Source organism: Paenibacillus sp. FSL H8-0280 (genome assembly GCF_045040665.1).
Lineage (GTDB): Bacteria > Bacillota > Bacilli > Paenibacillales > Paenibacillaceae > Paenibacillus > Paenibacillus xylanexedens_A.
On sequence record NZ_CP150296.1, the window covers coordinates 6,215,663 to 6,229,496 of the forward strand.

At 48.7% G+C, this 13,834-nt stretch carries 6 protein-coding genes; all 6 read right to left on the minus strand.

The annotated features are described in order from the left end of the window. Nucleotides 1-183 precede the first annotated feature (183 nt). A complete protein-coding gene (locus tag MHI12_RS27180) occupies nucleotides 184-3,828 on the minus strand; it encodes an SNF2 helicase associated domain-containing protein (protein WP_405170808.1) in 3,645 nt (1,214 codons plus the stop codon). A gap of 104 nt (nucleotides 3,829-3,932) precedes the next feature. Continuing rightward, nucleotides 3,933-6,446 (minus strand): DUF3656 domain-containing protein, encoded by a 2,514-nt coding sequence (locus tag MHI12_RS27185; protein WP_405170809.1) that lies wholly within the window; start codon nucleotides 6,444-6,446, stop codon nucleotides 3,933-3,935. A gap of 326 nt (nucleotides 6,447-6,772) precedes the next feature. Further along, the gene (locus tag MHI12_RS27190; protein ID WP_405170810.1) at nucleotides 6,773-8,668 is read right to left on the minus strand and encodes a stalk domain-containing protein; all 1,896 of its coding nucleotides are present in this window, start codon (nucleotides 8,666-8,668) and stop codon (nucleotides 6,773-6,775) included. A 43-nt stretch (nucleotides 8,669-8,711) separates the two neighbouring features. Beyond that, the gene (locus MHI12_RS27195; protein WP_223199786.1) at nucleotides 8,712-9,881 is read right to left on the minus strand and encodes a S1C family serine protease; all 1,170 of its coding nucleotides are present in this window, start codon (nucleotides 9,879-9,881) and stop codon (nucleotides 8,712-8,714) included. Nucleotides 9,882-10,159: 278 nt separating this feature from the next. Then, complete coding sequence (locus MHI12_RS27200; protein WP_017692026.1) at nucleotides 10,160-10,372, minus strand: hypothetical protein; 213 nt, start codon at nucleotides 10,370-10,372, stop codon at nucleotides 10,160-10,162. Between the two features lie 338 nt (nucleotides 10,373-10,710). Next, nucleotides 10,711-13,569, minus strand: coding sequence for an excinuclease ABC subunit UvrA (gene uvrA, locus MHI12_RS27205; RefSeq protein WP_405170811.1), 2,859 nt, complete (start codon nucleotides 13,567-13,569; stop codon nucleotides 10,711-10,713). Between the last annotated feature and the right edge of the window lie 265 nt (nucleotides 13,570-13,834).

Below are 13,834 nucleotides of genomic sequence, written 5' to 3' on the forward strand. Positions count from 1 at the left end.
CCGATCGCTGTTATCCCCAGATTTTTCAATTCACTTTTACAAAGGTGAAAATCTGGTGATAAAGGCGAATGCTGCGCTTCTTCAGCTTTTTTCTGCCCTCTACGTTTCTCGTGTAAATGATTAGTCCAACTTGTATAGATTCATATATTTAATGATTCTTATTGCTACGATGCTTGGACTACATTATACCATCAACAATTCGCGGATATCCTGTTCGGATAAGGTCGTCGATCCCCCGTCTCCCGGTTCGATTACTTCGGCAATCAAGTCCTTCTTCCGCTGCTGAAGTTCCAAAATCTTCTCTTCGATCGTACCTTCGGTAACCAGGCGAATGACTTGCACCACTTGTTTCTGCCCCATACGATGGGCACGGCCAATTGCCTGTTCTTCCACGGCGGGATTCCACCATAGATCATATAATATAACGGTATCTGCCCCTGTTAAGTTTAGTCCGGTACCTCCAGCTTTAAGGGAGATTAAGAACAGTTCAGCTTCACCCTCGTTAAATCTGTGACACATCTCGACACGGCTCTGTGCAGGGGTCTGACCATCAAGGTAGAAAAGATTCCTTCCCTGTGCCGCGAGGGTCTGACGAATCAGGTTCAACATGCTAGCAAATTGGGAGAAGATGAGAATTCGTTTGCCTGAAGCCAAACAATCCTCGACCGTTTCTAGCAACTGTTCCATTTTCCCGGAATCGCCTTGATATCCTTCCACAAAGAGGGCCGGATGACAACACAACTGACGCAAGCGCGTGATGCCTGCCAAAATTTTGATACGGTTCTTCTGGAATCCGTTATCCTCCATGTCCTTCGATGCTTCATCCTGAAGCTGGGAAAGGTATGCGGCGTACAGTTTCTTCTGTTCAACCGTAAGCTCTGACCGCTGTACCGTTTCAATTCGATCGGGTAATTCTTCCAACACATCCTTCTTCAGACGGCGCAGAATAAACGGACGGACCATTCGCGAAATCCGTTCCGGAGGAAGGTCGCGGAATCTTCTGTAACTTGGAAACAACCCTGGGAATACCGCTTCAAAAATGGACCATAATTCATCCAGCGAGTTCTCTACAGGTGTTCCTGTGAGTGCAAAACGACGCGGGGCCTGAATTTGTTTCACTGCCTGCGCGGTCTGGGAAGAAGCATTTTTGATCGCCTGAGCTTCATCGAGAATGAGCGTATGGAAGGTTCGGCCAAGGTAGGTGTCCAGATCCCGACGTAACAAAGGATACGATGTCACAATCACATCTGCCTCATCCATACCTGAAAGCATATTGGCTCGCTCTTCTTTCTGCCCGGCTGCGATCAGAACGTTCAGATGCGGGGCAAACCTCGCAAACTCATTAGCCCAGTTATACGTCAGCGAAGCAGGGGCCACGACAAGTACCGGAGGATGAATGACCTTCGTTCGGACCGTCAATCCATCCTTCTGCATCGTGGACCATGAACCATCCGTATTCTCTGATGCCATCTTATCCAATGGGAGTCCCGTTTCGGGATCGATGTCGGAAGTCGCCAACGTTTCACCGCCCCATAATGAGCCACTCTCCCGGTATTTATCAACGCCCGCATTGTCCGTATTGTACTCGGGCTTCTCCTGAAGTACCGCTGTGATATACGCGATGCTTTGCAATGTTTTTCCAAGTCCCATATCATCCGCGAGAATGCCGCCAAAACGATAATAAGCGAGGGTACGCAGCCACTGGTATCCGCTGTTCTGATAATCCCGCAGGATGGGTGTCAGTGTCTCTGGCAATGCAAAATCCATCCGTTCGGGATCTCGCAGATCATCAAGGAAACGTTTCAGGGAGCCTCCCCACTTCACATGACCGGAAACTTCGTCCCTGCCTGGCAATTGTAACGCCCGAACAGCTGGCAGCCGGATATGGCTGCTCTTGATGTCATCCGCTCCAAGTCCAAGTGAATCGGCCATATGAGCGAAGCTGTCTGCACCTTCATTTTCAAGCGAGAGAAACACACCGCTCTTGAGACGGAAATATGGTTTCTTTTCCACAATGCGACGCATGAGTTCCTGAAGCTCCTGCTCGTCCACACCTTCCATCTCAAATGAAATCTCCAGCCAGTCCAATCCTCTTCCCAAATCTGCTCGTACTTTCGGCGGTGTGGGATAGGATTGCACCATCGCCTTCACGGCGTTTGGCATATAGACTTCTACCTGTTTCTCAAGCTCAGGCAACAGATGATACATGACATCATAGATGGCATCTTCCCGTTCACTCGCCCAGACACTACCATCACGTTCCAGGAAAGAACGATCGAGCCGTTCAATCAGATTCCGCTCTTTGTATCGATCACGCACCAAAATAACCTTTTTCTCTTCTTCATCTATTAAATACTCTGCAAGCGGATTAATAACCATGACCTCATAGTCGAATTCCAGACGCGCTGTAATACGTTCACGATAGAAGTCGATGTACAGCTTCGGTGAGAGTTCCGGTTCCGCGATCTGTTCACGCACCTGTGAATCAATGGACAGATGTCCAAGCGTACGCAGTTCTGGCACGACATGCTGAACAAACTCATCCACCTGCTGGGTCGAAATATCGATGCTTTCCTTGATTCCATATGAAGTGAGCGCCCCACTCAAATCCTCCAGACTTCGCATCTGCATCGGTTCCAACATATGCAACTGTCCTTCCACTACGGCAGCATCATAGGCAGGAAGAAGAATCAGCTCACGCAGTCCGGAAATTTCAAGCTGATATCCTTCATTTGTTCCTTGAGCAATCCGGTAAAACAAAGGCAATACTCCCTCACCGAGCGTGAGTGGTCCATTGGCGAATCCTGTACCCTCCATCCGGCTGTCAGCCTGGAGTAGTAATTCCAGCAGCGGTTTCCATACGAGCGGAGCAATTAAAATATCACGTCCATCTGAAGCTCCCAAATAACCGGAAATAGATTGGCGATATGCCTCCTCACTCTGTCTCATTCGAATAAGCATCGAGAGAATCGCCTGATCCTGCGGTGTGAAAACATGCATCAGTGGATCGTAGTGGAACAACTTGGTAAATGACATTAGCTCGCCCTTTTCGATGCAGTTCAGGAATTGCTTCACTTTCTGCACCACATACAGACGTTTGTTACCCACTTTCAGTTCAAGAGCAAGTTTCCCACCACCCTTGTGAACCTGTGTCAGCTTGCATATAAACTGGACCTGCAATTCTTCCCGCAGGGAGGAACGGCTGACAGGGGCAGTGTACTTACGATCATTTCCATGCAGCGGTCTCCGATCCTTGGCAAACATGGACAGAATCTGATCCGCGGTACGGTAAGAAGGTTTATCTGCCGAGCGGCCCCACCCCGAAGCTGAGCTTGGACGACCTGCTTGGGCAAAGTGAACGGGCGGACGCTCTGGAGCATTATTCAGTTGCTCTCGTTGTGAAGCAGACTGAGGGCGCTCCCACATGCTCTCTTCGACCAGCGTCCCTACCCTGGACTTGGAACCTGAGCTGGAACCAGGTCCTTGGCCTGTAGAAGACTGAGATGTCTTTCCAGAATCACGCGTGGCATTACGCTCCTGCTGCTCACCCCATTCGTGAATAGCCAACAGGACAGCAGCGACATGTTTGCAATAGTCATAATGCCTGCCGTCACCCGGACAACTGCAGCCTGCCACAATCTCACCTGATCCATCTATATCCACCGTCACCTGATAACGCTCCGATCCACGAACCTGTGCTTCATAATGAAGCTGATCCTCACTAACCACCAGATTAGTCACCCTGCCAGATTGGTTATAATCTTCTCCGCGCTTGAATGCCGTGACCCCGCACAGCAATTTGATATCCATAATTGTGAATGGCGCCACGCTTCTTCGCCTCCTGTGTCATGATGTAAAAAAACCCCAAGAGCTCCTTGAAGCAGAGATTGGGGTTCCTTCATGCTTGTAACTGTTGTTGTACCATACAATCGTTATTTCACCAATTGACCACGTGTAACGCCCAGTTGGTTAGTTGCTTTGAGTGTTTTCCACACTTGTGTACCACTGATCTCGCCGCGCAGTGCACGGTTGTACAGATCAATTACTTCGCGTACCTGCTCCGGTGTCTCTTCCAGGAATTCCACACGGTAACGGGATACACCCAGATCCATAAAGTTGGTCAGATACTCGGCACCTGACTGTTCCACTGCGTTGTATACCGTATTACGGCAACCTTCATCTACACGTACCGGGTGGGACATGCCGATCCGGTCTTGCAGTGATGCACGCTGTTCCTCACAAGGACGGCCACAGTTCGTAAAGTCCGTTCCTTCACTCATGAACGTACAATATACACAGTGCTCGGTATGGAACATCGGCAGATGCTGATGGATAACCACTTCGGTCTGACTTGTACGGGAGTGACCCAGCAAATCAACCATTTGTTGAATGTTCAGGTCATAGGATGGCGTAATCCAGTCACATCCGGCTTCCAGGAACAATTCTACTGCTTTGTGATTGGCAATATTCAATGAGAAGTCGCCGATCAGTTCCGGGTGCGTCGCATCCGGGTTTTCCATCCGGTGGCGAAGGTAAAAGTACAGTGCGCCTGTATTACGTACCAATACTGCATCCGGCTTCAGACGCAGGATGTTGTTATGATATCCGTTCTCCCCTGGCATATGAATACGCGGTGTTGCCAGCGCGATCTTGCGACCAGCGGCATGCACAGCTTCCACGGCTGCCGGGAACTGCTTGATAAACTCGAAGTCGGCATAGATCATGGCGATGCCCGCTTCAATCGCTGCCTCCACTTGTGGCAGGCTACGGCAGAGTGCGGTCAGTTCTGCTTGACCGCGAGCGACTGGTGATGCCGGTTGAACCGAATCGCCGTACACATCTACCGCGCGTTTCACGTAGACGGGCGGTTTAGGACGCTCGCCCGCGAGTTGTTCTACTGCCTGACGACGAATGTTATTCAACTCACGCATCGGGATGATAACGTCACCGTGCAGATTGACGTCCATTCCTTCCAACTGGAACACGGTACCTCCCAGACGACCGAACTGCTCTTCGAGCAATTCATGTGTCATTGGACGTTTCTGCGCGATGTCCAGTTCCATCTCGGAATCAATCCGGACGGTAGTGCCTTTCTGCACGTCTGTCCACCATGTGCTAAGCGGCTGCCCTGGGCTGCCGATGACCTTCACCTTCACCGGGAATACGCGGTACGGCTTCTCAGTCTCGAAGCTTTGACGCAGACGTTTGTCGAGCGCCGGGTCATTCGTTTTCCACACTTTGTCGCCAACTTTCACGCGGCGCAGATCCACATCACTGCGGCCTGGCACAACGTCAACGATCCAGCCCTCTTCAGCTTCACCTTCGAGTTTTACTCCTTTGCGACGCACATCGTATACACGTCCGCCCTCTTCCTTCTGAGTCGGGTCTCCAGCGTCAAATACAATTCCGTCTCCACGTTTCACGGGTGCATCCAGCTTCAGGACCACACCATCGCGCAACACTTGATCTACACGACCGAGGTAGACACCACGGCTTTTCGGGAATGTTCCATCCACCAATTCTTTGTTGTTTGTACCGCTCAGGAAACCATGTGTGAATCCACGGGAGAAGCTTTGCTGCAATTCGCGAACTTCTTCCTTGCTTGGCGGTGTGTTATCTCCATCAAAATAACGGTCAATCGCTTTACGATATTTGCTTACTACGTTTGCTACGTATTCCGGCGTTTTGAGACGTCCTTCAATTTTGAAAGAAGTTACTCCTGCTTCGATCAGTTCAGGCATCAGATCAATCGCTGCCAGATCCTTCGGAGACAACAGATAAGCTACATCACCCATCGGTTTGTGCACCCCATCCACCATCAGGTCGTATGGAAGACGACAAGCTTGTGCGCACTCCCCACGGTTGGCCGAACGTCCTCCCCACATTTCAGAAGTCAGACACTGCCCCGAGTAGGATACACACAGCGCACCATGAACAAATACTTCCATTGGAAGCTTCGCCTGCTCACCGATCTTTTGGATCTGCTTCAGGTTGTTCTCCCGTCCCAGAACGACACGTTCCATATCAAACGGCTTCGTAAACTCAACCGCTTCCGGTGACGTAATTGTCATCTGTGTTGAACCGTGAATCGGGAAATCTGGCGAAATCTCGCGGATCATCTTCACCAAGCCCAAATCCTGAACAATTACAGCGTCCACACCTGCATCAACACATGCATCAATCAGTTCTTTTGCATCCGTCAATTCATTTTCAAAAATCAATATATTAAAGGTCAAAAAACCTTTTACGCCATAACTGTGCAAAAACGCCATAATCTCCGGCAGCTCGTCCATACGGAAATTGTTCGCCCGTGCCCGTGCATTAAACTTTTCGACTCCGAAGAAAATTGCATCTGCGCCATTGGCTACCGCCGAACGCATACAATCCCAGTCACCAGCCGGTGCCAGAAGTTCAACGTCTTCTCTTCGTATTGTTGCTGTTTTCATGTAGATCCTCCCCATAACCGGCTATCCGCCGGATTTCATCCCTATATCCTTAAACGCCTGAACATCCTAAGCTTAAAACTGCACCTTATCGGGTACACCTGCATTGTCACGGTATTGCTATATCTATCTATTATGTCTGTATTGCCTGAACTCCAAGCTTACAGTCATTCATAATCATCAGATCAGCAGTAATAACTCCTGAACTAGTATAGTGTACCACTTCTGCACCGACTCTTCTACGTTTTCCTGAAAAAACCGTTTACCATTTTCATTTCCAGCACAACGAAAAAACCGAAAGGTCTTTTGACCCTCCGGCTCTACTACAATTATTTAATAAAAGTAAATGAGTTCACTGCTTTTTCCAAGGCGGCCGCCTGAACTTCTGTCTTGTTGGCATCATTCAGCCCACTTGTGATCGTATAGGTAGTTCCGTCCTTTTCAAACACGATCTGGCGACCCGCATATGGCACGCCTTTGTCCAGTTCATGATACGTAAAGGAAAATGCAGGCACACCCGCAAACGTCAGCTCTTCACTGCCCAGCAACTTGAAGTTCTTACGGGTTTTGGTGGCTTCGGCATAAGCTTCTCTCAATTGGCTGACCGTCATCTCGATCGACTTGTCTTCGCTCGCCGCAATGGAGAATTCTCCGCCGGTAAAGGTGTACACCACAGGTGAATATTCGAATCGATCACTATACGGCGTCCAGTACCGCGGAATATCTACACTGTAATGATAACGTTTGGACGTACGTGTAAGTGTCGTCGTTTTGTCTGTCAAATACGGATCTTCATCCAACTGACCAAAATTATCGGCAACCGTATCAAAATCAATCTCCACACTTTTCATAATCCGTTCAAACCATGCCCGATCTGCAACCTGCTCCTCAGGGAACGTATACTCTGCATAATATCGATACCCATTCTTCTGCAAAAGAACATCGAACTCGGTCTGCCAGCCCCCGCCAAAGTTATAACGGAATTCATTCACCTCGGCAGTCTCTCCCGAGATATCCATCGTGTATGAACCAATTGGCTCGTAACTCTCTGGTGTAAATGTCTCGCGCATCCACTTATCCAGTTGGCCGCTCCAGTCTTTTACCGTTGTACCTGCCTTCGCCGAAGTGACACGCCATTGCAGATATGCACCATCCTTGGCTTCATAGATCATCTGATTGTTGTCGATCGACCAGCCGGCAGGAATCTTCAACTCAATACCATAGTCATCGTTCCACGCGGCGCGCATGCCATTATCTACGGTGGACAGATCCTTGATCGTTCGATCCGACTCTGCATAGGTTGGCTGGAATGAATTGAGTAGCGCTGCACGTTTGACCAGATCTTTATAATTCAGGGCTTCGTAATCCGCGAGGTACACATCATATTGACGGCCTTCGCTCAGATACTGACGCATCTCCCATAACATGCCGTCTACATCTTTCACAATAATCCGTGCATAAGGGGTTTTGCCTTTCGACACCGCTTCACGATCCAGCACCGTATCTCCCGATTGTTTGGCCTCCTGGACGAGTTGCTGCAACAAATCATCCGCATCCAGAGCCACATCCTGATCGCTGACATACACTTCAAGATAATAACTGTTGTCCGCAGCGCCGAAAGTCATCATACGCTCCTGCTCACCAGTCTGGAAAACTATAAGGTCTGCCGGGTAGTTAATGGACCAACCGTAAAAACTGTTGCCAATTCTGGTTTTGCCTTCGTCCGGATGAATGCCATCCTCTTCATCCACCGAATCATCGGTTTGCAACAGACGAATGACCATTTCTCCGGAACTGGTTGGAGCTAGTGTCGCTCCGATACCGGCAGCAACCGGACGAAGTGGAACCATAAGTACGCCATTCACCATTTTGGGAGCGGCACCCATCTCATGTTTTACACCATCCACCCAGGCAATTGAAATGCCAATCGTTAGGGTGACCGTGTGCGGACCTTCCTTGATTTTGACAACATCATTTTTCTCCAGCCGGATTTCACTGCCAAATGCTTTCTTGAACACTCCAACAGGCACCATCGTAACACCCTTGAACTTGTAAGGTTTGGCTATGGCCTGCTTATCGCCGTTAATGTAGGCGCTCGTGCTCCCCGCTTTGACTCGTAGTTCACTTGTCGTCAGATCAGATGCCCATACAGGTAATGCCGCGCCAATGGTCAGCATCCCGGTTAATACACCTGTGCTTAGCACACGTATCCATGACTTTTTCATTCCGTTCTTTCGTCCTCTCTCCATCCGGGCTGATCGCCGGGCTTTATTGTTCTTCATCTGCAAGGAACGCTTCATCTTCCTCATCTACGATGTCTGCGCGATCAGCAAGCACCAACGTGCGGGTGACAATATCGCCATCCGTTTGCATCAACAGCTTTACCTTTTGTCCAGGCAGATACTTTTTGAGCAATTCATTGATATCCACTACTGAAGAGACACGTGTGCCCGCGACACTGTAAAGGACATCGCCCTCTTTGATTTTGGCTTTCTTGGCTTCAGGAGACAGTACGCCCGTAATTGTTAAGGGATCATCTGTAGGCAGGCCCACAATCGCAGACCAGCTTTCTTCAAGTTGTAGCCCCAGACTTGCACGTTTTATTTTGCCATATTTAAAAAACTGATCGATGATATATTGAACGGTATCCACTGGAATCGAAAATCCCAAACTTTCTACGCCGACCGCAGAAAATTTCATGGAATTGATACCAACCACTTCACCCTTCAGGTTGACCAGCGGTCCTCCGCTATTTCCAGGGTTAATGGCCGTGTCAGTTTGAATCAACCGGTAGGTCGCCTCAACACCACGATTCAAGCCGCTAATTACCCCTACGGTTGCCGAGTTGCGCAAAGAAAAGGAAATCGGCGTACCCAAGGCAATCACCGTTTCTCCAACAGTAGTTTGTGAAGCTTTGGCGAAGCTCGCCGGTTTGAGTGATTTGGCATTGATTTTGATTAGCGCCAGATCACTTAGTGCATCACTGTATGTTTTCGTAATTTTGTATGTATTGCCATCCGTCGTTACGACAACCGGATTCGTTAATCCGTCGACCACGTGAGCATTCGTTACAATCCATCCGTTCGACCGGATAATGACACCTGTACCATGTGCAAGATTATAACGGTCGTCTGATGTTGCACCGTCCTGCACTTCGGTAGATTTCCCAATAATGCCTACGACGGAAGGAGATACCTTTTCGATCACTTTGGGAATGGCTTCACTTCCCTTGTACGTGTACGTTCCTGATTTGGCATCATATTGTCCACTTCCACCAACTGCCTTGAGCAGATCCTTGGTGTTCACATAGACTTGACCGTCTACCACTTTCGCTTGCATCGCCGCTTTGGATTCAGCTGCACCGGCCGTTGCCGCTACACTAATCGAGAGTACAGCAGCCATCAGTATGGCTATCCCCTTTTTACCCAACACGCTCATATTCTCACCTGACCCTCTCTATACATCCTTCTTGCGCGACTCGACATCGGATTCATCGCTGAATCTATTCTCTCTTTCTCTCATCTGCAATTCCGGTATCCCTCAATGTATCATACAGAATCTGGATATACAATTGTTTTAAGTCCTATTTTAGTAGAGAAGGTAGAATCTTGTTCAATCGCTCGATATAAACGAAAAAAACACCCTCCATGTCTCTCCTGGAAAGTGTTCATCTGTACCTCTTTTGGCTTAACTTACATTTAAATTCTGCGGCGTTCCTACTGAGCAAACCAACCGGTTATCATCGCATAGTCTGTCATCAGAAATACCAGTAGGCTGACTACTGCAAATCCGATCGCAAACAGATTCTTCTTAGGTGCCCGAAGGAGCCGAACAACTCCGATGAAAATCAGGATCGTAAATAAGATGACAAAAATATCAAATGCATTAAAATTCGATGTACTCGCCGTGGCAGCTTCTGCAAACAGCATGGATAGACAGACCTCCTTACCATAGTTGAACAGCTAACGCATACCCTAATATCTTCCTCTATGTTATCTGTACCCTGCTTGTAATGCAAGCCCTATCATCCATAAAAATGAAAAAAAGCCAATTTGGCCGAATATTCCTGTAATGCTCGTCGCAATGCATATGTAAACACTTTCACGAAATAACCTTAGTTCAAAGGAAACACTGTGCATAACTCAAAATGAAAAACCCTTCTTCTCGGAAGCAGAGCACATCAGATCATAATCCAACGTCTCAACCTTTTCGAAAAGAAGGGCCAATACTGCCACTTCATATTGATATAACTACTGGTTAGAGGACCTTAGTCTACTAATTGCAGTGCCTTGCTCCGCTCGGTATCCCGCTCCAGAACCGGCTTCAAGTACTTGCCTGTATAGGAAGCTTCCACTTTGATGATATCCTCAGGTGTTCCAGTTGCAACAATGGTTCCTCCACCGCTACCGCCTTCTGGACCCAGATCAACAACATAGTCTGCTGTTTTGATAACATCCAGGTTATGCTCAATCACCAACACCGATTCCCCGGAATCAACCAGACGGTGTAATACGTTCAGCAAACGGTCGATATCATCGACATGCAAACCGGTAGTCGGCTCATCAAGGATGTAGATGGTTTTCCCTGTACTGCGACGATACAGCTCGGAAGCGAGCTTCACACGCTGGGCTTCGCCACCAGACAATGTGGTTGCAGGTTGTCCCAGATTGATATAACCCAGACCCACATCCATCAGTGTTTGCATTTTGCGATGGATCTTCGGAATGTTCTCGAAGAATTGGGTTGCATCTTCAACCGTCATTTCCAGCACATCGGAAATGTTTCTGTTTTTATATTTCACTTCAAGCGTTTCCCGATTGTATCGTTTGCCTTTGCAGACTTCACAAGGAACATAGACGTCTGGCAAGAAGTGCATCTCGATCTTGATAATACCGTCTCCACGGCAGGCTTCACAACGTCCACCTTTGATATTAAAACTGAACCGGCCTTTCTTGTATCCACGTACCTTGGCTTCGTTCGTCTGAGCAAACAGATCCCGGATATCATCAAAGACACCTGTATACGTAGCCGGGTTGGAACGTGGGGTTCGCCCGATAGGAGACTGGTCAATATCGATGACTTTATCGATATGTTCCAGACCACGAATTTCTTTATGTTGACCCGGACGTACCCGAGCACGGTTCAAATCACGTGCCAGCGTTTTGTAGAGAATCTCATTGATCAATGTGGATTTACCTGATCCAGACACACCCGTTACCGCAGTAAATACACCCACTGGAATCTTCACATTCAGATTCTTCAGGTTATTTTCTTTGGCTCCACGTACTTCCAACCAACGGTCTCCCACACTTCTACGTTCTGTACGAATCGGAATGAACTTGCGTCCACTCAGATATTGACCGGTTAAGGAGTTCTCATCGTTCATGATCTCCTCCGGTGTACCCTGTGACATGATGGTACCTCCGTGTATACCTGCACCTGGGCCAATATCAATAATATAGTCGGCAGCCATCATCGTATCCTCATCATGTTCAACCACGATCAACGTATTACCAATGTCGCGCATATGCGCAAGCGTTGAGATCAGACGGTCATTATCCCGTTGATGCAGACCGATACTCGGCTCATCCAGAATATACAACACACCCATCAGGCTGGAACCGATCTGTGTAGCCAATCTGATCCGCTGCGCTTCCCCACCGGACAATGTTCCGGCAGCACGACTCAGTGTAAGGTAATCCAGACCAACATTCACCAGGAAGCCGAGACGGCTGTTGATTTCTTTTAAAATCAGTTTGGCAATCGTCTGCTCCTTCTCCGTCAATTCCAATGAATCGAAGAATCGGCCAGCTTCACCAATGGACAAACTAGTCACATAGGCCATGTTGTGATCATTGATCGTAACCGCAAGACTCTCGCGTTTCAGACGCTGACCTTTACATGTACCACAAGGCTTCGCACTCATGTAACCCTCAATAAATTCACGGATACCTTCAGATGCTGTATCCCGGTAACGACGCTCCAGGTTATTCACGATACCTTCAAAGGTAACCAGTGCTTCCTTACGTTGTCCAAAATCATTCTCATAGCGGAAACGGATTTTCTCCGTACCTGTACCCTGCAACAACTTGTTCATCTGCTCAGCTGGCAGATCTTCGACAGGTACATTTTGCGGAATGTTGAAGTGCTCACATACCGACTTCAGGAACTGCGGATAATAGGTGGATGTACCACCTGTCCAAGCATCAAAAGCTCCATCTTCGATGGTCTTAGTCCGATCTGGTACCAGCAGATCAGGGTCAACGATCATTTTGACACCTAACCCATCACAATCCGGGCAAGCCCCGAAAGGACTGTTAAATGAGAACATCCGTGGTGCAAGCTCTTCAATACTGAATCCGCACACCGGGCAGGCAAAGTTGGAACTGAAGCGCAGCTCTTCTTCGCCCATAATGTCCACAAGTAGTTGTCCACCGGACAAATTAAGTGCTGTTTCAATAGAGTCGGCCAGACGCGCCTGTACATCATCTTTAACAACGATCCGGTCAACAACGACTTCAATCGTATGCTTCTTGTTTTTCTCCAATTGGATATCTTCTGACAGGTCACGCAGTTCCCCGTTCACCCGTACACGGACAAAGCCCTGCTTGGACACATCAGCAAATACACTTTTATGCTCGCCCTTACGGCCCGAGATAATGGGTGCCAAAATCTGCAGCCGGGTACGCTCTGGATATTGCATAATGCGATCAACCATTTGTTCTACGGTCTGGGAGCTGATCTCTACGCCATGGTCCGGACAATGTGGATGGCCCACACGTGCAAATAACAGACGCAGATAATCATAGATTTCGGTCACAGTTCCAACCGTGGAACGTGGGTTACGGCTTGTTGTTTTCTGATCTATTGAAATGGCAGGAGATAATCCTTCGATGGAATCCACATCCGGTTTCTCCATCTGTCCCAGAAACTGCCGTGCGTAAGCTGACAATGATTCTACATACCGCCGCTGTCCTTCGGCATAGATCGTGTCAAAAGCCAGCGAGGACTTGCCTGAGCCACTCAGGCCGGTCAATACAACAAAGCGGTCACGTGGGATGGTAATGTCGATATTTTTCAGGTTATGCGCTCGTGCGCCTTTAATGACAATGTTATCGCTCGCCAATAGTATTCATCCTCTCAAATTTACTAATCCAACCTTTATAAAGGCTTTTCGATCCCTCCCAAACCCTCCCTTCCAAGGGAGGGCCCCAGAGGGCGCAGCCCTCTGGACACCCGAAACAAGCGGTGCAACGGTGAGGGGTCGGGTCTTGCTATGTGAAGGGTTGTCGTGTGCCCGCGGTTTCTGATAAGGTTCCAGCCTATTGCCGGAACCTTATCAGACCGCTCTAGTGCGAGGGTGCGCTCTCGGCTTCGCCACGTTCGCGACA